This is a genomic window from Gordonia alkanivorans NBRC 16433 (assembly GCF_000225505.1).
Classification (GTDB): Bacteria; Actinomycetota; Actinomycetes; order Mycobacteriales; family Mycobacteriaceae; genus Gordonia; species Gordonia alkanivorans.
On the sequence record NZ_BACI01000120.1, the window covers coordinates 154,761 to 173,663 of the forward strand.

General features: G+C 67.6%; 14 protein-coding genes. 12 read left to right on the forward strand and 2 right to left on the reverse strand.

Annotation, left to right across the window (positions count from 1 at the left end; translation table 11 throughout):
- Nucleotides 1-5: 5 nt before the first annotated feature.
- A complete protein-coding gene (locus tag GOALK_RS22455; RefSeq protein WP_006361147.1) occupies nt 6-1,448 on the reverse strand; it encodes a CCA tRNA nucleotidyltransferase in 1,443 nt (480 codons plus the stop codon).
- Between the two features lie 227 nt (nt 1,449-1,675).
- Between GOALK_RS22455 and GOALK_RS22460 the strand changes: the two genes are divergently transcribed.
- From GOALK_RS22460 to GOALK_RS22480, 5 genes are all read left to right on the forward strand, one after another.
- Nucleotides 1,676-2,875 carry an NUDIX hydrolase gene (locus GOALK_RS22460; RefSeq protein WP_006361148.1) on the forward strand — a complete coding sequence of 400 codons (1,200 nt, stop codon included), beginning with the start codon at nt 1,676-1,678 and terminating at the stop codon, nt 2,873-2,875.
- The gene (locus GOALK_RS22465; RefSeq protein WP_373278728.1) at nt 2,766-5,603 is read left to right on the forward strand and encodes a DUF6049 family protein; all 2,838 of its coding nucleotides are present in this window, start codon (nt 2,766-2,768) and stop codon (nt 5,601-5,603) included. The genes GOALK_RS22460 and GOALK_RS22465 overlap by 110 nt, the downstream gene beginning before the upstream one ends.
- Before the next feature lie 17 nt (nt 5,604-5,620).
- A complete protein-coding gene (locus GOALK_RS22470) occupies nt 5,621-9,610 on the forward strand; it encodes a murein biosynthesis integral membrane protein MurJ (RefSeq protein WP_006361150.1) in 3,990 nt (1,329 codons plus the stop codon).
- Between the two features lie 278 nt (nt 9,611-9,888).
- A complete protein-coding gene (locus GOALK_RS22475; protein ID WP_006361151.1) occupies nt 9,889-11,160 on the forward strand; it encodes a TrkH family potassium uptake protein in 1,272 nt (423 codons plus the stop codon).
- 19 nt (nt 11,161-11,179) lie between these two features.
- Nucleotides 11,180-11,818: a potassium channel family protein gene (locus GOALK_RS22480; RefSeq protein ID WP_040004443.1), complete on the forward strand. Its 639-nt coding sequence runs from the start codon at nt 11,180-11,182 to the stop codon at nt 11,816-11,818.
- Nucleotides 11,819-12,048: 230 nt separating this feature from the next.
- Here GOALK_RS22480 and GOALK_RS22485 read toward each other — a convergent pair whose 3' ends face one another.
- Entirely contained in the window at nt 12,049-12,978 is a 930-nt protein-coding gene (locus tag GOALK_RS22485) for a sterol desaturase family protein (protein ID WP_006361153.1), read from the reverse strand.
- A gap of 111 nt (nt 12,979-13,089) precedes the next feature.
- Between GOALK_RS22485 and GOALK_RS22490 the strand changes: the two genes are divergently transcribed.
- From GOALK_RS22490 to trxB, 7 genes are all read left to right on the forward strand, one after another.
- On the forward strand, nt 13,090-13,896 hold the full coding sequence (locus GOALK_RS22490) for a TetR/AcrR family transcriptional regulator (protein WP_006361154.1): 807 nt from the start codon (nt 13,090-13,092) through the stop codon (nt 13,894-13,896).
- Nucleotides 13,897-14,177: 281 nt separating this feature from the next.
- The gene (locus GOALK_RS22495) at nt 14,178-15,020 is read left to right on the forward strand and encodes an SH3-like domain-containing protein (RefSeq protein ID WP_006361155.1); all 843 of its coding nucleotides are present in this window, start codon (nt 14,178-14,180) and stop codon (nt 15,018-15,020) included.
- 11 nt (nt 15,021-15,031) lie between these two features.
- On the forward strand, nt 15,032-15,754 hold the full coding sequence (scnC, locus tag GOALK_RS22500) for a thiocyanate hydrolase subunit gamma (protein ID WP_006361156.1): 723 nt from the start codon (nt 15,032-15,034) through the stop codon (nt 15,752-15,754).
- 4 nt (nt 15,755-15,758) lie between these two features.
- Complete coding sequence (locus tag GOALK_RS22505) at nt 15,759-16,115, forward strand: SH3-like domain-containing protein (protein ID WP_006361157.1); 357 nt, start codon at nt 15,759-15,761, stop codon at nt 16,113-16,115.
- 96 nt (nt 16,116-16,211) lie between these two features.
- Nucleotides 16,212-16,787, forward strand: a complete 576-nt coding sequence (sigM, locus tag GOALK_RS22510; RefSeq protein WP_006361158.1) for an RNA polymerase sigma factor SigM — start codon at nt 16,212-16,214, stop codon at nt 16,785-16,787.
- Nucleotides 16,788-16,943: 156 nt separating this feature from the next.
- The gene (locus GOALK_RS22515) at nt 16,944-17,741 is read left to right on the forward strand and encodes an RsmA family anti-sigma factor (RefSeq protein ID WP_006361159.1); all 798 of its coding nucleotides are present in this window, start codon (nt 16,944-16,946) and stop codon (nt 17,739-17,741) included.
- Between the two features lie 143 nt (nt 17,742-17,884).
- Nucleotides 17,885-18,892 carry a thioredoxin-disulfide reductase gene (gene trxB, locus GOALK_RS22520; protein WP_006361160.1) on the forward strand — a complete coding sequence of 336 codons (1,008 nt, stop codon included), beginning with the start codon at nt 17,885-17,887 and terminating at the stop codon, nt 18,890-18,892.
- Nucleotides 18,893-18,903 lie beyond the last annotated feature (11 nt).

The following is an 18,903-nucleotide window of genomic DNA, read 5'->3' on the forward strand; positions in this document are numbered from 1 at the left end:
CGCGCCTACTTCTCCCCTCGCGCTGCCCACCACTCCCCGAGCGCCTGTTCGGCCTCCTCGTGGCTGAGCGGTCCGCGGTCCAGCCGGAGTTCTTTCAGATACCGCCAGGCCTGGCCGACGATCGGTCCGGGCGGGACACCGAGCATCTCCATGATCGCGTTGCCGTCGAGGTCGGGGCGGACCTTCTCCAGGTCCTCGGCCTCCTTGAGGGCTGCGATCCGCTGTTCGAGGTTGTCGTAGTTCTGCTGTAGCCGGCGGGCGCGTCGCTTGTTCCGCGTCGTGCAGTCGGCACGCACCAGCTTGTTGAGACGGTCCAGCAGGGGACCGGCGTCGTTGACGTAGCGCCGTACGGCCGAGTCGGTCCAGGCACCGTCGCCGTAGCCGTGGAACCGCAGGTGCAGGAACACCAGGTCCGCGACGTCGGAGACGACGGCCTTCGGATACTTCAGCGCCCGCATCCGCTTGCGCACCATCTTGGCACCGACCACCTCGTGGTGGTGGAAGCTGACACCGCCGCCGGGTTCGTGGCGCCGGGTCGCGGGCTTGCCGATGTCGTGCAGCAGTGCCGCCCAGCGCAGGACGAGGTCGGGATCGCCCTCCTCGAGGTCGATCGCCTGCTTCAGCACGGTGAGTGAGTGCTGGTAGACGTCCTTGTGCTGGTGGTGCTCGTCGATGGTGAGCTTCATCCCGGGGATCTCGGGCATCACCCGTTCGGCCAGACCGGTTTCGACCATCGCGTCGATCGCGTCCAGGGGGAACTCCCCGCAGATGAGCTTGTCCAGCTCGGCGCGGACCCGTTCGGCGGTGATGCGGTCGATCTCACCGTTCATCTCGGTGATGGCCTGCCACACGCGTGGCGCGAGCCCGAATCCGAGCTGCGAGATGAAACGGACGGCGCGCAGCATGCGCAACGGATCGTCGCCGAAGGACTGTTCCGGTGTGGCCGGGGTGTCGATCATCCCGGCCAGCAACGCGGACATACCGTCGAGCGGATCACAGAAGTCCTCGGCGCCCGTCGCACCGATACGTACGGCCATCGCGTTGACGGTGAAGTCACGGCGGATCAGGTCGTCGTCGAGGGTCTCGCCGAAGGTGACCTCGGGATTCCGGCTGACCTGGTCGTAGCTGTCGGCACGGAAGGTGGTGATCTCGATCTGGTGCTCACCCTTGCGGATGCCGACCGTGCCGAACTCGATGCCGACATCCCAGAAGGCGTCGGCCCATCCCTTGAGGAGGCGGGACACCTGCTCGGGACGAGCGTCGGTGGTGAAGTCCAGGTCGTTGCCCAGCCGACCCAGCACGGCGTCTCGCACCGAGCCACCGACCAGGTACAACTCATGACCAGCCGCCGCGAACAACTCCCCGAGGGGAGCCAGGACGTCGTCGAGCTCCCGGAGCGCTATCGCCGCTGCAGCCAGCAGCCGCGTCTTGCGGTCCGGATCCGACACCGACGGCCGTACATCCGACGGAGAAGAGTCATTCACGGCTTGCCACCCTACCGTCGTCGCCCGCGGCTTCGACGCCGTGGAGGAGGCCGGACCACGGGCCGAGTCGTGGCCACCTGTCGATATCCGTCGTACACCGTGTCCGCCCGTTCCGTGGCCGGTGTCGACATCCTCCCCGCACTACGAGGCGTCCGGGCAAACTGCAGGTGACCAGCCGCTAGCATCGTGGAGTGTCCACCGATTCCTCGACCAACCCTTCAGACGTCAGCGACGTCTCGTCGGGTTCGCATGGGGACGGTGGCGGACATGCAGGTCAGAATCCCGCCGGCCAGGGGCGTCGCACCCGGCGCGGTCGCCGGCGTCGAGGCCGCCGCAAGGGCGAGGGTCGCGGAACGACCGCGGCGCACAACAACGGTGGTCACGCCGCCGCCGGTCACAAACAGTCCGGTTCCAAGCAGAACGGCCCCAAACAGAACGGCCACAAACCGGGCTCCCACAAGCAGCACAACCCGGCCACGTCGCCGGCGCCGTCGACCGGCCGGCCCACCCCGAACGACCTCGTCCGCGCCCGCACCGCCGATCCCGCCTGCCCCGACCCCGTCGAGGCCGAGTCGGTGGAGAAGCTCCCCGTCGACCCCGACCGAGCCCGCCCGAAGGTCACGCCGCCGAAGCCTTCCGACATGGCCACGGTCACGGCGACCATCACCACCAAGGGCCTGACCCAGACGACGACGGGCAAGGCCGGTAAGGGCCGCCGCCGCTCCTCACGGGCGGATCGCACCGCCGACCGGTCCGACGATCGCACCAACACCGAGAAGCTCCGGACCGTGCGGGAGACGTCGGCCGGCGGACTCGTCGTCTCCGACCTCGGTCTGCCGATCGACGAGCTGTCCGCCGCGCTGATCGGCCGGGTGGATCGTCGCGGCCGGATGATGTGGTCGCTGCCCAAGGGCCACATCGAAACCGGCGAGACCGCCGAGCAGACCGCGATCCGTGAGGTCGAGGAGGAGACCGGGATCCTGGGCACGGTCGTCGCGCCGCTGGGCAAGATCGACTACTGGTTCGTGAGCGAGGGTCGTCGCATCCACAAGACCGTGCACCACTACCTCCTGCGTTGTGTCGGCGGCGAATTGTCCGACGCCGACTACGAAGTCAGCGAGGTGGCCTGGGTGCCGTTGCACGAGTTGCCGCGTCGCCTCACGTACTCTGACGAGCGGCGACTCGCCCGGATGGCCCGCGGCGTGATCGCCGATCTCGCCGCCGACCCGACCCGACTCGCCCAGTCCGAGGCCGACAGCATTCGCACCGAACCCAACGCCTATGAGAAAGCCGCCGCAGCGCGCAATCAGCGCCGCAACGAGCCCCCGCCCCCGGCTCGTCCGCGCCGGCGACGACGCCGTCCCCGACGGCCCGCGGCCGCCGATGGCTGAGCCGCGGCTGTTGCCTGTCCGGTCCGGTCCGTTCTCTCGTCCTTCTCTCCGCCGATCCGAGCGACGCCATGATCGTCGCGGCGGGATCATCGATCCGCGGGTGCAGGTCGTGATCGCGTTGGCCGCGGTGCTGGGGGTCGTCGCACTACTGCTGCTGCCGGGTGTCGCCGCACCGGCCTCCGCCGTACCCGAGACGAGTGCCACCGGGGCGAATCCCGCCCAGCAGTCGTCGCCGCGGTTCGCACGCATCGTCATCGACTCGATGTCGCCGTCGATCGTCACCACCACCAGCCGGCCGGTGGTGACGGTGAGCGGTCGTGTCGACAACATCGGCGACCGCTCGATCAGCAACCTGTCGATCCGCCTCGAACGCGGTGATGCCGTCGGGTCGGCCTCGGGACTCCGCACCCAGCTCGCCGACGACGATCCCGCGGTGGCCGTCGCCGGTCCGTTCGAGGCGCTCAGCGAGTCCCTCGCGCCGGGGGAGAGCGTCGGCTTCCGGATGTCGATGGCGCTGTCCGCCGGTTCCGGACCCGACGGCCAGGGACTCGGGATCTCCGCGACCGGCGTCTATCCGATGCAGGTCAACGTCAACGGCACCCCCGACTACGGCAACCCGGCCCAGGTCGCCGGTTCGCGCATGCTGCTGCCCGTGCTGTCGCTGCCGCCCGACGAGATCCGCGCCCGCGACTACGTCGACCCGACCGCCGACGAGACGGGTTCCCCGTCGGTGCCCGGGCTCGGGCCCGACGGTTCGGTCTCGGCTGATCTGGCCAGCCCGGCCCGGATGACGATGCTGTGGCCGATGGCCGCGCCGCCGCAGCTCGCACCCGGCGTCCTCGGCGGCAGCACCGAGCCCGTCCGGCTCATCAACGAGGACATGGCACGGTCGCTCGACACCGGCGGCCGGTTGAACGAACTGCTCAAGGCCTTGCAGAAGGTGGTCGGGGCACCGCCGCGCGAGCAGTCCGGACCACCGTCCTCCGAGCCCCCGGCAGAGAGCCCGGCCGAACCGGCCCCGGTCGCGGTGCCCGGCTCCGAGAAGCTCGCCGAGAGCATGTGCCTGGCCATCGACCCCGACCTCGTCGTGACCGTCCGCGCGATGTCCCTCGGCTATGAGGTGTCGACGAACCCGGCCGACCCGACCTCGGCCGCCCGGCCCGGCAACGGATCCGAGATCGCCGGCCGCTGGCTCGACGACCTGCGGTGGACCGCGAGCCGGATGTGCGTGGTGGCGTTGCCGTTCGCGCAGGCCGACCTGACGTCGCTCGCCCGGATCGGCAACACCGGACTCACCGAGGCGGCACTCCGCAAGCCCGCCGACATCGTCGACGCGATCCTGGGCGTGCGCAGCGTGCGAGGCCTGTCCGTGCCCGCGCTCGGCGCCATCGACGACGCCGGTGCGGACGCCCTGGCCGAGGCCGCGGTGACCTCGACCGCGCTCGCGTCGAACTCGGTCGTCCCCACCGGCCGTCGCGACGACACCGGCCGCTACCGCGTCGGACGCCTCACCGCCCAGACCTTCGACGCACCCATCACGGCGTCACTCGCGGCGATCGGCACCGCACCGAGCACCCCGGCCCTCACCCCGGAATCGCAGCAGGTCGACCTCACCGACGAGTCGACGGGGAGTCGACGCCAGAGTGCGATCGCCGCGCTGGCCTACCCGGCGATCGTCGCGCCGCAACCGGATTCGGCCGACGGTTCGAACCCCCGGATCCCGGTGGCGGGTCGCTCGGCGTTCCTCGTGCCCCCGACCTATTGGTCCCCGACGGTCGCGGATTCGGATGCACTCTTCGCGACCGCGCGCCTGCTGCTCGAGTCCGGTGCCGCGACGCCGACACCCCTGCCGTCCCTGGTGCAGGAACTGAACACCGCCGGCGCCACCGGCCGCCTGACCAACCCGCCGGGGGTGGGGCCCGTCGGTCGCGTCGGATCCGTCCTCACGTCGCAGGCGACCGCCGCCATCCGTCGAAACGTCGAGGACAGCTGGCAGTTCGAGGGCGCGCTGGTCCGGTCGGCCGATGTCGCGGCCACCCCGGAGCGGTACATGTCGCCGCTGCGCGAGGACCAGCTGCGTGCCATCAGGTCCCCTGATGTGGAGGGATCCGCGGTCTACACGCATCTGCGACGGCTGCAGGAGGAGCGCATCGACGCCGTGGCGTCGACCCTGCACCGCCTCGGTCAGTCCGTGACGATCCTCGACCCCGGCGGCCGGTACACCCTGGCCTCCGAACGCAGCCCGGTCCTGCTCGCGGTCCGCAACGACCTCGCCCTGCCGGTTCGGGCCCGCCTGACCACCTCCGCGCCCGAGGGCATCGAGATCGGCGATCTCGGGGTGATCGAGATCCCCGCCCGCGGAACCCGGCAGATCCAGCTCCCCACACGCGGTGAGACCTCCGAGGCCATCACCATCGACATCCGGCTGGCCACGGTCACCGGTGTACCCCTCGGTCAGCCGATCACCCTGCAGGTACACACCAACGCCTACGGCAAGCCGCTGTTCTACATCACCATCGTCGCCGGCGTGGCGCTCGTGCTGCTGACCGCACGCAGGCTGTGGCACCGGTTCCGCGGTCAGCCCGACCCCGCCGACGCCGACCGTCCCGAACCCGACGAACTCGAGCGGATGCTGGCGGGAAGCGGGTATCAGGAGCGACGCCGTACCCTGCAAGGCGAAGGTCGGCCACCCGGAGATGAGCCGGAAGACCACCCGCACGACCCCTGATCGAGCACTGAACGAGGATGGCGAAACACCACGTGAACTGGAACGATGTGCCGCGCGAACCGCGGCCGGGGACACCCGGTGCGGTGCCTCCCCAGCGTCCGGATCGCGCAGCACCCCGCCGGATCCCGCCCGGCTCCGGCCCCGTGCCGCCACCACCGCGGCCCGGCCGGCCGGTCCCGCCGCCTCCTGCTCCCGGCGCCCGGCATGCCCAGGGACCCGTCGCCGGCGGTCTCCGAGTCGACGCCCCGCCGGCCCGGCCCGGCCGTCTGGACGCGGCCGGCTACCACGAACGACACAGCGGTGAGACCGACGCCGTCAACACCGGGTCGTCGAAGACGGTGACCGCCGGCGACGACTCGTCGTCGACCGGTCTGGCGCGCGACTCCGACTCGAGCATCCTGCGGACCAGTGGCTCGATCGCCATCGCGACCCTCTTCAGTCGCATCACCGGCTTCCTGCGCACCGTTCTGATCCTGGCGATGCTCGGTTCGGGCATCGCCTCGGCGTTCCAGGCCGCCGACGTGCTGCCGAACATGATCGCCGAGGTCGTGCTGGGCGCCGTGCTCACGGCCATCGTCATCCCGCTCCTCGCGCGCGCGGAGGCCGAAGACGAAGACGGTGGTCAGGGGTTCCTCAACCGCATCTTCACGATCACCGTGGTGGTGCTCGGCTCGGCGACGGTCCTGGCCGTCATCGCGGCGCCACTGCTGACCTACCTGAATCTCGGTGACGGACAGGTCAACCGGGACCTGTCCACCCACCTCGCGTACCTGTTGCTGCCGGAGATCCTGTTCTACGGGCTCTCCGCACTATTCATCGCCGTGCTCAACCTGCGCGGCCTGTTCAAACCGGGCGCTTGGGCTCCGGTGCTGAACAACGTCGTCCAGATCACGACCCTCGTGCTGTACGCCCTGGTGCCCGGCGAGATCACTCTCAACCCGGTCCGGATGAGCGATCCGAAGCTGCTCGTCCTGGGTATCGGCTGCACTCTCGGCGTGGTGCTGCAGGCCATGGTCCTGGTGCCGTTCCTGCGTAAGGCCGGGGTGCATCTGAAGCTGGAATGGGGCATCGACGCCCGGCTGCGCCAGTTCGGCAACATGGCGCTGGCGATCGTCGCCTACGTCGCCCTGCTGCAGGTCGGTCTCATCGCGACGTACCGGATCGCCGCCTCCGCCGAGGAGTCCGGCGTCAGCATCTACTTCACCCACTGGCAGTTGCTGCAGCTGCCCTACGGCGTGCTCGGCGTGACCATCCTGACCGCGATCATGCCGCGACTGTCGCGCAACGCGGCCGCCGACGACACGAAAGCCGTGGTCGACGATCTGTCGCTGGCCACCCGACTGACGATGGTCGCGCTGGTTCCCGTCGTGGCGTTCATGACCTTCTTCGGGCCGGCCATCGCCATCGCGGTGTTCAACTTCGGCCGGTTCGACGCCGCCGACGCCTCCCAGCTGGGTTCAGTGCTCGCCTGGGGTGCGTTCACGCTGATCCCGTACTCGATGACACTCGTCCAGCTACGCGTCTTCTACGCCCGTGAGGACGCCTGGACCCCGACCTTCATCGCGCTCGGCATCACCGTGGTCAAGGTGACGTCGTCGTACATGGGCCCCGTCCTGTTCGACGACCCGTCGAACGTCGTGCGGTGGCTCGCCCTGTCCAATGGGCTGGGCTACCTGGTCGGCGCCATCGTCGGCCACTATCTGCTCCGCAGCCGCCTGCGCGGCGCACGACTGACGAACGTCGCCCGCACCACGCTGGTGACCTTCGCGGTCTCCCTCAGCGTCTCGGCGGTCGTGTGGGCAGTCGCCAAGATGTCCGGCCTCGATCACATGATCGGCTGGCTCGGCAAGGTCGGCTCGGTGCTCTACCTCGTCCTCACTGCGGTCGTCGTGCTGTCGGTGACCTACGCGGGTCTGGCCGCCGCGCGGGTGCCGGACGTGGTCGCGATCGGCAACTCGGTGCGTCGTCTCCTCGGCCGGTTCATCCCGGCCCTCGCGCCGCCCGCAGAGCCCGAACGCGAACAGTCCCCGGCGATCACAGTTCAGTTTCCGCGCGTCTCTGCCGACGAATCGCTCCCGTACTCTGGTCAGGTACAAGTGCTGCGCCGTTTCGACAGGGGTACCGCGACGTGGCAGTCCTACTCTGTGCACTCCGGCGGCGCGATCGGCGCCGGCCGGGATGTACGTCCCATCCCAGAGCGTGCACCGGTTCCGCGCGACATCAGATACCGGAGGAAAGGAGTCCGTCGCGTGAGTGACAGCGAGATCGACACGACTGCGCCCACCGGGTCGCCCGTCGAATCCGGTCCCGGCGAATCCCATTCCGCCGAATCCCATTCCGCCGAATCCCATTCCGCCGAACCCCATTCCGCCGGACCCCAGACTCCCTCCACACCCGCTCACGCCCCGACCCCGGATGCGGCGGCTGCTGCCCCCGCTCCGGAGGTCGCCCGTCGACGCGGCCCGCGCCTGATCCCGGGTGCGGCGGTCGCCGGCGGCCGATACCGACTCCTCGAACAGCACGGCGGCACCCGCGGTCTGCAGTTCTGGCGCGCCCAGGACATCAACCTCGACCGCGAGGTGGCACTGACCTTCGTCGACGCGGACCAGCTCGCCCCGCCGCTCGAGCGCGGACAGGCGATCAAGGCGACCGACCAGGGACCCCAGGCGGTCCTCTCGCGGACCCTGCGCCTCGGACAGATCACCTCCGACGGCGTGGCCCGGGTGCTCGACGTCGTGCGCGGCTCCTCCGGCGGCATCGTGGTCGCCGAGTGGGTGCCCGGCTCGTCGCTCGCCGACGTCGCCCGGTCCGAGCCGTCCCCGATCGGTGCCGCTCGTGCCGTGCGCTCGCTGGCCGCGGCCGCCGAGATCGCCCACCGTTCGGGCGGCGCACTGTCGATCGACCATCCCGACCGCATCCGGATCAGCCACGACGGCAACGCGGTTCTCGCCTTCCCGGGCACACTCGCCGGAGACGACAAGGCCTCCGACGTGCGCGGACTCGGCGCGGTGCTCTACGCCCTCCTGCTCAACCGGTGGACCCTCGATCCCGAGAACGGCTCGCGACTCGTCACCACCGAGGACGTCACCGAACCGATCGGCGGAATCCCGGTGGCCGCACCGGGTGAGAACGGTCAGCCGCTTGAACCGAGGGCGGCCAAGCCCGACATCCCGTTCGAGATCTCGGCCGTCGCAGCGCGTGCGCTCGACGGCACCCGCGGGATCCGGACCGCGGCGACGGTCCAGCATGTCCTCGACCAGGCAACGGTCGTTGACCTCAACACCGACATGCTGCCCGCCATCACCGACGCCGACGCGCCGCCGCCGGTCTCGGTGGCGCCGCGGGTCGGCAGCGCCGAGCACAAGCCGGGACGCAAGAACCTGGCACTGCTGATCGGCGCAGGCCTGCTCGCGATCTTCGTGGTCATCGCGCTGATCGTCGGAGCCACCAACGTCTTCGGGAGCGGTGACGGCTCGAGTGACATCGACTCGATCCTGACCACCACCGAGCCGGCACCGCCGGGCGAACCGGCCCCCGGGGCGAATGCACCCACCGAGGCCCCGCCGGCGCAGGACATCGCGCTCCGGTCGGTGACCGTGGCCGACTTCTCGTCGCAGCCGCCGGACAACTCGGCCAATGTCGGCAATGTGATCACCGGTGCCGCGCCGCCGTGGCAGACCGACAACTATCGGGGCCGTCCCGAGTTCGGCGGTCTGAAGCCGGGCCTGGGGCTGATGTTCGACCTCGGGGACGAGCGCGCCGTGAAGTCGGTGACCATCGAGACCCCGACCCCGGGTTTCGACGTCGAGATCCGCACCTCGCCGAACGCGAAGCCCGCCTTCGCCCGGACCACCCCGGTGGCCGCGGGTCGTGTCGATCAGAACACCACGACCATCCGGATCGCGTCTCCGCAAGCCAGCCGCTACGTGATGGTGTGGATCACCACGCTGCCACCTGCGGCGGGCGGCTACCAGGCCGAGGTCGGCCGCGTCACGATGGCGGGCTGACCGACTCGTTCGTGGCCGACCAGCATCCAAGAGCTCATCGGACGCGCTGAGGATGCAGACCTGGCTGCGGCCCGCGCGCCAGACCTGCGTCGATGACGATGCGGCCGATCGCGACAACTCATTACGGTGTGCCGCGGGTGGGTCTACTGTGAGCGGTCGTGACTGCCCTTTTCCGTGTACACCCCTGGGGGATTGTTCGGCGTGCCGCGGCTCGCGCAGTGTTGACCCCGGCTCGCGTGGTTGCGTTGGGATTCGCGGCCGCCATCGCGGCGGGGACGATGCTGTTGATGCTGCCTGTCTCCACGCGTACCGGAGCAGGTGCGAGCCTGGTAGACGCACTGTTCACCTCTACATCGGCGACGTGCCTGACCGGACTCATCGTCACCGACACACCGGTGTACTGGTCCGGGTTCGGGCAAGGCGTGATTCTTGCGCTGATCCAAGTCGGCGGTCTGGGAATCATGACGATGGCCTCGTTGGTCGGGTTGTTGCTGGCGAACCGAATCGGCCTCAAAGCCAGACTCAACACCGCCGCCGAAGCTCGCGCATCGGGGCTGGGCGACGTTCGCTCCGTCGTCATCGGAGTGGTGCGGGTCAGCCTCTTGTTCGAGGCCGTCATCGCTGCGGCGCTGACAGCCCGGTTCGCCCTCGGCTACGACCACACCCCTCTACGCGCACTGTGGCTTGGTGTGTTCCACTCGATCTCAGCGTTCAACAACGCTGGGTTCGCTCTGTACAGCGACAACATGATCGGTTTCGCTGAGGACCCGTGGATCTGTCTGCCGTTGATGATCGCGGTCATCGCCGGCGGATTGGGCTTCCCCGTCCTGTTCGAGATCGGACGCCGAGTCCGCAAGAACCGCTCAAACTACGTCTCACGCAGGTGGAGCCTGCACACCCGCCTGACCACTGTGATGACCGCGATCCTGCTGGCGGTGGGTTTCGGATCGGTGCTGGCATTGGAGTGGTTCGGCACCTTGCAACACCACGGCCTCGGTTCAAAGTTGCTCATCGCTGCTTTCCAGGGAGTGATGCCACGCACTGCCGGATTCAACAGCGTGGACTATGCGCAGATGGACGACGCGACCCTGTTGATCACAGATGTGCTGATGTTCATCGGCGGCGGCAGTGGCGGCACCGCAGGCGGAATCAAGGTGACCACCTTCGCGGTGCTGCTCGTCGTCATCATCGCCGAAGTCCGAGGAGAGAAATCAGTAACGGTGTTCGACCGACGTATCGATCCGCGCCTTCAGCGTCAGGCCCTCACGGTCGCAGCCATCGGCATTGCCCTCGTGGTCGTACCGACCGTGCTGCTTCTTGCCGGGACCACCTTCGACCTCAACGCCTTACTGTTCGAGGTCACATCGGCCTTCGCGACCGTCGGGCTGTCGACCGGGATCACCGCCGCACTTCCGCTCTGGGGACAACTGTTGCTGATCGTGCTGATGTATCTCGGCCGGATCGGACCCATCACCCTCGTAAGTGCTCTCGCAGCGCGCCAGCGAAGTCGGCGCTACGAACTACCCACAGAAAGGCCCTTCATTGGCTAGGCAAACACCCTCCGACGTCGTGGTGGTACTCGGACTCGGACGCTTCGGCAAGTCGTTGGCCCTCGAACTGATGAACCAAGGCACTGAAGTACTCGGCCTCGACGCCAGCGAGGCGGTGGTGCAAAAGCTCGCACACCGCCTCACCCACGCCGCCGTGGTCGACACCACCGACGAGGAATCGTTACGGCAACTCTCCGTCGACGAATACGACCGCGCCGTGGTCGGAATCGGCTCCGACCTCGAAGCGAGCCTGCTCACCGCTTCCGCCCTGATCAATCTGAACGTCCCCAACATCTGGGCCAAAGCGATCAGCCACTCCCACGCCAAGATCCTCACCCAAATCGGGGTCCACCACGTGGTGCGACCCGAACACGACATGGGTAAACGGGTCGCCCACGTTGTCCGTGGTCGCATGATCGACTACATCGAATTCGACGACGGCTTCGCGATGGTGAAAACGTCCCCGCCACCCTTCACTCTCGGCCGCCCGCTCGCCGAAACCACCATCCGTTCAAAGTTCGGTGTCACCGTGGTCGCAATCAAACGTCCCGGCGAAGGATTCACCTACGCCACCGCCGACACCATCCTCTCCCCCGGTGACACCATCATCGTCTCTGGAAAGGTCCGCGATGCCGAACGATTCGCGGAACAGACCTGAAATGCCTGTGAGCGACGGAGACCCACACCCTCACCGCCAGCGGCCACAGCACCGATCTCCGCGACCAGTCCCTCTGGGGAACCTTACAAAAGCCACGATCACCTGCGTTGATTGTCGACCCGTTTCACCGTTGATTCTCAGCTTGAGCACCCACAGCGAGCCCTGGCCGGCTGTTGGTCGGTCCGCCCGCACACGCTGATGTCAAGGCCCTCGGCAGCACCGAGACGTGATCAGGTCGGGCGCTCCGACACCGCCGGTTCAGGATCGCGTCCGCTGATGCTCGGCGTCCACCCGGGTGGTCCGAAGATGTAACCGAGGCGTGCTCGCCAGCTCGACGTCGACTTCACGTCACGGGCGATCGCCACGTACTCGTGCGTCTCGAGCCGCCAGATGTTGTACGTGTCGACCGGTTTGGTGAGGCCATAGCGCGGGCGTCGTACCTCCGGTGTGAACGACCCGAACATCCGGTCCCAGATGATGAAGACGCCACCGTAGTTGCGGTCGAGATACTCGGGATCGCGCCCGTGATGGACGCGATGGTGCGACGGGGTGTTGAACACGTACTCGAACGGTCGCCACATCCTGTCGATGTGCTCGGTGTGAATCCAGAACTGGTAGATGAGGTTCAGCGAGTACGCGAAGAAGACGAGAGCCGGCGGCACGCCGAGCAGGGGGAGCGGTAGCCACATCACGATCGCCGCGCTGATGTTCCACTTCTGGCGCAGCGCGGTCGCGAAGTTGAAGTACTCGCTGGAGTGATGGGCCTGGTGGGTCGCCCACACGATGCGCACGCGGTGCGACACCCGATGCACCCAGTAGTAGATGAAGTCCACCGCCACGAAGGCGATGACCCACGAGTACCACTGGTCCATCGGCAGATGCCACGGAGCGACATAAGTGAACAGGGCGGTGTAGGCCAGCAGCCCGAGAAGTTTCCAGAACGCGCTGGTGCCGATGGAGACGAGCCCCATGAGGACACTCGCGCGCGCGTCCCGCGTCTCATACGCGCCCGGCAGCGGTCCGCCCTCGCCGTCGAGGCCGTCCTCGAGGTCGTGTTCGAGCTTGGCCGCGGCGAACCATTCGATCGCCAGCATCGTCACGAAGAACGGGATCGCGAGAACCGTCGGCTCGCGCATCGGTTCCGGTAAGAACTCCAACACGGTGTACCCCTTCGCCCACCATCTGACACGTCAGCATGTCAGTTTGCTTCTGACAAGGTAACGTGTCAGAAGTGAAGCTGTAAAGGACCTGGTGGTGAAGAAGGAGGAGCGGTGTCGGTCTCGTCATCGACGGCCGGTCGCCGCTACGGCGGGGCCGATCCCGAGGAGCGCCGCGCCCGACGCCGCGCCGCGCTGATCGAGGCCGGACTCGAGATCTTCGGAACCCACGGCTACGCCACGGCATCGGTCAAGAACATCTGCGCTCTTGCCGGCCTGACCCAGCGCTACTTCTACGAGTCCTTCGGCGACCGCGCCGAGCTGCTCGAAGCGGTCTACCTCGACTCCGTCGACTTCGTCCGGTCGGCAACCGTAGCCGCCGCGGCGGAGTTTCTCACCCCGGGACCGGAAGACCGAACCACCGCCATCCGATCGGACCCCGATCGTTCGGACAGCGAGTACGGGACTTCTTCTCCGGAGATGAAAGGCATTGCCGCCGAGCATGTTCCGTGGGCAGCGCGGGCCACCCTGGGTGCCTTCATGACGTGCCTGGCGCAGGACCGCCGGCGTGCCCGCGTGATGCTCGTCGAAGTGGTGGGGGTCTCCGGGAAGCTCGAGCGGGTCCGCATGCACGCCATCCACGGATGGGCTGAGCTGATACTGAACCTGGCCCGCGGGACGATGACGCCTTCACGCGGGCAGCGTTTGACCTCCGTCGCCCTGGTCGGTGCCGTCACGCAGCTGCTCGTCGACTGGTACATCGCGGGGGAGGAGCCCGGGGAAGAACCGACACCGCCGTCCCACGACCCGCCCGACCGTGACCTCAACAGCGGTGACCTCAACAGCGGCAACGACATCGACGACATCCTCGACGTCTCCGTCGACCTGCTCATCGCCTCGCATGCCCGGCTGGTGACCTGACCCCCGACCGCTGCGTCGCCTACCGCGACGGCCACTGGCGGCAGAGTCCGCACCCCGGCCCAATAAGCACTTTTCGGACTGCTCGCGGAAATACTCTTATCTGGCATTCTGGACGCTAATCGTCAATATTCTCTGGTTCCCATCAAGCATTACATCAATGTGTTTCAAGAATTACAGAGAATCGATTTTCTGATCGGGCACGAATCGAGCCCGATCCAGAGTGTCGAAGAGTACATTCAGCAACGTTCGCTGTTGCCGATCAGGCCCCCCGGAGGTGCCAAGTGAGCACTGCCAAGGAACGTGCGGAACAACTGCATCTTGTTGCGCGACTTCACTCTTCGTATCCAGAGTTGATTGATGCCCCGTACCCGGACATGCTCGACCACGCCCGGATCGCCGCATATTGGAAACCCGTTCACGACGTCGGTGGCGAGCCAGACGCACCGATGTTCCTCGAGGGCAAAGAGTACGAGACATGGGAGCACATGACCTACGTCATGTGTGAGGTCCTCGCCTGGCGAGGAATCTGGTTGTCGGAGGAACGGCGACGTATCGGCAATGTCGATGTCGGGCGAGCCCAGTACCTCGGACTGCCGTACTACGGTCGGTGGATAATCGCCGTTGCGCGGGTCCTCATCGAGAAGCACCACATCAAGCTGGGCGAGCTCACCGAGCGCATGGTCGAGATCCAGGAGCGCTACGCGAACGGAACAGGTGGCAAGGCCCCCGAGGCCAAACCACGCGGTGAAGGCGACGGTTCCGGGGTCGCCCGCAACGAACATCACAAGCGGGCCGTCGGCAAAGGTGACCCCCAGGTATATGCCGGTCAGGCGGGCGAGCCGCGATTCGCGTTGGGTGACGAGGTCCTCGTCCGGGAGATGCCGGTCATCTTCTACACGCGCACACCCGCATACTGCCGTGGCGCCACCGGAAAGATCGTCGAGATCGCCTATGAGAGCCCGGCGGCAGAAGACGAGACCTTCGCGATGGACGACGCGAAGACCGAATGGTTCTACGTCGTGCAGTTCCCGATGGCCGACCTGTGGCACGGCTACGGCGGGCCGACAGGCGACACCTTGCAGACCGAGATCCCCGAACGTTGGCTGGCACCAGCCGGCGGCTAGGACACGCAATCATGAGCAACGACGCACACGACCACGACCACGACCACGACCACGAGCGGACCGTCGCGCCGATGGTCGACGAGATCACCGACTTCGAGGTCCTCGAGATCGCCCTGCGCGAACTGTGCATCGAGAAGGGGATCTTCACCGCGGACGAACATCGACGATTCACCGAGTTCGCCGAACAGATCGGCCCCACACCCGCGGCGACGCTCGTCGCACGGGCCTGGCTCGAACCGGACTTCAAAGAGCTCGCGATGAAGGAGCCGATGACCGCGAGCAAGGAGGTCGGGGTGGACTGGCTGGAACCCACGGGTTTCGGAACACCCAGTGACTTCACGGCGTTCGAAATTCTGGCGGACACCCCCGACGTGCACAACGTGATCGTGTGCGCGCTGTGTTCGTGTTACCCGCGTCCGATCCTGGGCAATTCACCCGAGTGGTACCGGACGCCGAACTACCGCCGTCGGATGGTCCGCTGGCCGCGCCAGGTCCTCGCCGAGTTCGGCCTCGAACTGCCCGAGGGCGTCAGCATCAACGTGCAGGACTCCAACCAGAAGCACCGCTTCATGGTGATGCCGCAGCGTCCGGCCGGGACCGAGGACTGGAACCACGACCAGCTCGCCGAGATCATCACCCGCGACTGTGTCATCGGGGTCGCCCTGCCCAAACCCGGGGTCACAACCAACCGTGTCACGTCGATCCGTCCCGCAATCCACCCGATGGAGGGCTGACACGATGTCGACTCCGCACCGTCTCCGCGTCTATCCGCCTCTCGTCGACATCGTCGGACGCGGCCAGGTATGGCCCCGGATGGCGTCGAAATACGGTGTGGAGAACGCGATTCCGCCGTGGAAGTCCAGCCTGGACGGGATCTGTGACGCACTCGATCAGGCCTCCGGCACCACCTGTGCCCCTGGCCCGGTCGAACGACGCGACGAAGAGGACCGGCTGGCGGCGACCACCTATGCCGACCTTCCCTATCCGGAGAATCAGCTCGTCGCCCTCGCCCACACACTGCTCGACCGCGGGGTGATCGACGAACGCGAACTCGCCGCACGGATGGCCGCGGTCCGGTCGCGGCTGGAGGCCTGAGGGCGCGGGCACCGCAGCTGTCCACAGTCGACGCAACCCTGTAGACAACCGCCTCATCGCAGCGTCGTGAGTTGACTTCTCCATTACTCTCAGCGCATGGCCGGGGGGAACGACGCAGTTGACCTGCGCACCGATGAGCAGTTGCTGGGCGCTCACGTCGCCGGCGACCCGGGCGCATTCTCCGTCCTCGTCAACCGTCACCTCGACTACCTGTGGTCGGTCGCCATCCGGACCAGCCAGAGCCCCGAGGATGCTGCCGACGGGTTGCAGGACGCACTGCTGGCCGCGCATCGAACCGCGGCGGATTTCCGCTCCGACGCGAGGGTCACCAGCTGGCTGCACCGGATCGTCGTCAACGCGTGCCTGGACCGGATTCGCCGCAACAACGCCCGCAAGACCGTCCCCCTGCCCGAATGGGACGTGATGTCGATTGCGGACACGACCGACGACATCTCCGCGGTGGACCTGTCGGTGTCGATCGGTCGGGCGCTGCACACGCTGCCCGAAGGGCAACGACAGGCCATCGTCGCAGTCGACCTAGAGGGCTATTCGGTCGCCGAAGCGGCGTCATTGCTCGGCGTCGCCGAGGGGACGATCAAGAGCCGATGCGCACGGGGGCGCCTCAAACTCGCTCAGGTCCTCGGCCATCTCCGGACTGCCGATGATTCGTAAGCCACTGCCTGCCAATGGTTTTCCATCGGATTCGGTCGGGGCGGAACCGGAACCGCGCGTCGTGCGTCCAAGTATTCGACGACCAATGGACAACGACCAGCGAGATGCAACCACCGACACACCGACGCCCGACCTTCGGAATGGAAGACTGACACCATGACCCCGCGGGGACCTGACGACACCGAGTCCGGCGATCTGCCCGAGCCGCCGTATTCGGCGGAGACGCTGGCCGATCTCCACGCCGGAGTGCTGTCCGAACGCGCTGCCGCCCACGTCCGCGCACGGATCGCCGATGACGCTGCCGCGCAGGAGATCCTGGCAGCCCTGGTCCGGACGACGAGTCAGCTCCGCACGTCGGCCCCCGCCCCGCATGCGGTTCCGGATCATGTCCGCGCCGACGTCCAGGCCACACTGGCCGCTCTCGCCGGATCGTCCGCGATCGGTGGTGCGGCAACTCCCGGTCCTGTGCGGCCCGGTCCCGGCCAGGACGCCCCGGTGGATCTCGCCGCACGGCGCGAACGATCCCGCCGGTGGAAGATCCTCCCGGTGGTGCTGGCCGCGGCGGCAGCGATCGTGGTGGTCGCTCTCGGCTCGATCGGCGTGCAGCGCCTGATGTCCTCGTCGTCCGACGACACCCCGTCGCCGATGCAGGCTCAACCCGGATCGACCCAGACCCTGGACCCGTCGGGTTCCGCGTCGGCCATCGCAGTCCTCGGCCGTACCGACGGTGCGCCGTTCGGGTCGGTCGCCGCGCTCCGGCGCTGTACCGCGGCTCATCTCGTCCCCGCGACGGTCGTCATCGTGGGCTCCGGGCGGATCATCTTCCACGGCGACCCCGCTGCCGCCATCCTGCTGTCGACGGGGATCGCCGGCCGGTTCGACGCCCTGATCGTCGGTCTCGAGTGCGACACCGACAATCCCGCGCTCCTGGCCAGGGGGACCATCGGCGCCTGATCCCCTCTACAGAGCCGAGACCTGCGTCACCACGCCGGACGCATGGACTTGACCGGGAACATCTGCGCTTACCCTTGTGTTGAAGCAGCCGTGATCCCGACGAGAACTCCGGGATCTCGCATACCCCACAGCACGGAGGACGGATGAGCCAGCCAGAGACCCAGCAGATCCACGACGTGATCATCATCGGATCTGGTCCTGCCGGGTACACCGCGGCGATCTACGCCGCGCGCGCCGAGCTAGCGCCGATCGTCTTCGAGGGCACCCAGTTCGGTGGCGCGCTGATGACGACCACCGAGGTCGAGAACTTCCCCGGCTTCCAGACCGGCATCCAGGGCCCTGCCCTGATGGACGAGATGCGCGAGCAGGCGATCCGATTCGGCGCCGACCTGCGCATGGAGGACGTCGACACGGTTCGCCTCGCGGGCGACATCAAGGAGGTCGAGGTCGGCGGTGAGGTGTTCCGCGCACGCGCGGTCATCCTCGCGATGGGCGCAGCAGCTCGGTACCTCGGCGTCGAGGGAGAGCAGGAGCTCCTCGGTCGCGGTGTCTCCGCATGCGCGACCTGCGACGGCTTCTTCTTCAAGGACCAGGACATCGCCGTCATCGGCGGCGGCGACTCCGCGATGGAGGAAGCGACCTTCCTCACGAAGTTCGCCCGCACCGTCACGCTGGTCCATCGCCGCGACGAGTTCCGCGCCTCGAAGATCATGCTCGAGCGCGCCCGCGACAACGACAAGATCCGGTTCGTCACCAACGCCGCCGTTCGGTCGGTCATCGGCGACGGCTCGGTGAGTGGCCTCGAGATCGAGGACATCCGCAACGGAGAGGTGAGCAACCTCGACGTCACCGGCATGTTCGTCGCGATCGGCCACGACCCGCGCAGCGAACTGGTCCGCGGACAGGTCGACCTCGACGACGAGGGCTACGTCCTCGTTCAGGGTCGCACCACCTACACCTCGTTGCCCGGTGTCTTCGCCTGTGGCGACCTGGTCGACCACACCTACCGTCAGGCCATCACGGCAGCCGGTAGTGGCTGTTCGGCTGCCATCGACGCAGAGCGCTGGCTCGCCGAACAGGGTGAAGCGCCCGCGCACACCGTCGACGCCGAGTCCGTTGCCGACGTCGAAGCTGTTCAGGCACCCGCCTGACCTGAACTTTT

Excerpts from the sequence above, each read along its gene's own strand:
- GOALK_RS22515 (WP_006361159.1), top strand. The coding sequence starts at position 16,944 with ATGACCCCGCGGGGACCTGACGACACCGAGTCCGGCGATCTGCCCGAG.
- GOALK_RS22465 (WP_373278728.1), top strand. The coding sequence starts at position 2,766 with ATGAGAAAGCCGCCGCAGCGCGCAATCAGCGCCGCAACGAGCCCCCGC.
- GOALK_RS22470 (WP_006361150.1), top strand. The coding sequence starts at position 5,621 with ATGGCGAAACACCACGTGAACTGGAACGATGTGCCGCGCGAACCGCGG.
- GOALK_RS22475 (WP_006361151.1), top strand. The coding sequence starts at position 9,889 with ATGCTGTTGATGCTGCCTGTCTCCACGCGTACCGGAGCAGGTGCGAGC.
- scnC (WP_006361156.1), top strand. The coding sequence starts at position 15,032 with ATGAGCAACGACGCACACGACCACGACCACGACCACGACCACGAGCGG.
- sigM (WP_006361158.1), top strand. The coding sequence starts at position 16,212 with ATGGCCGGGGGGAACGACGCAGTTGACCTGCGCACCGATGAGCAGTTG.
- trxB (WP_006361160.1), top strand. The coding sequence starts at position 17,885 with ATGAGCCAGCCAGAGACCCAGCAGATCCACGACGTGATCATCATCGGA.
- GOALK_RS22505 (WP_006361157.1), top strand. The coding sequence starts at position 15,759 with ATGTCGACTCCGCACCGTCTCCGCGTCTATCCGCCTCTCGTCGACATC.